This is a genomic window from Acinetobacter sp. IRS14, assembly GCF_034650275.1.
In the GTDB taxonomy this organism is placed as follows: Bacteria; Pseudomonadota; Gammaproteobacteria; order Pseudomonadales; family Moraxellaceae; genus Acinetobacter; species Acinetobacter oleivorans.
The window spans coordinates 1-544 of sequence record NZ_JAOVFN010000074.1 but is presented as its reverse complement, the minus strand read 5'-3'; the positions used below and the strand labels follow the sequence as shown (position 1 = coordinate 544).

The 544-nt window shown below is 37.3% G+C and carries 1 protein-coding gene; it reads left to right on the top strand.

From position 1 onward, the window contains the following. A partial coding sequence (locus tag ODQ17_RS19140; protein ID WP_322905650.1) for a hypothetical protein occupies positions 1 to 544 on the top strand: 544 nt, incomplete at both ends.

Here is a 544-nt window from a genome sequence, read left to right as displayed (position 1 = left end):
AGGATTAGTTAAGGTGGTTGACCAGTATGGAAACTTCCTGACGCTTGAGCGTAATCAAAAAGATCCTGATACGGCTTATGCTGCCCTCAGTTACCCAACTAAAGTCATAGCGGGTAAGTATTCGAGCAAGTCCAATACAATTGACGATTATTTAAATAGAACTCCTACCGAAGCTGAATTGGCTGATGGTAAGATGCAAAAAGCGGACTATTTTTATGAAGAGTTTGACTGGACAAATTATCTGAATGGAAATAAAGAAAAGATCTATGCAATTTCAGAAGCAAACTCTACAAATAATCCAATTGAAACATATAGTTATACAAAAGTAGGAAATGTAAACCAAATCAAAAGTCTGAATGAGCCTGCTCCTTCCGGGTCAGAATTTTTTGTTCCGGTACTAACCAGAGCTTATCATAGAGAGTTTAGAGAATATGGTGCGGATTTTGAAGTTGATATAGCAAATTTTGATTATAAACAAGAAGATTCTCGTTTATGGTTTTCCTATCCGTTTAGTTCCTCTAAGGCTGGGATAAAGCGGGCGAGT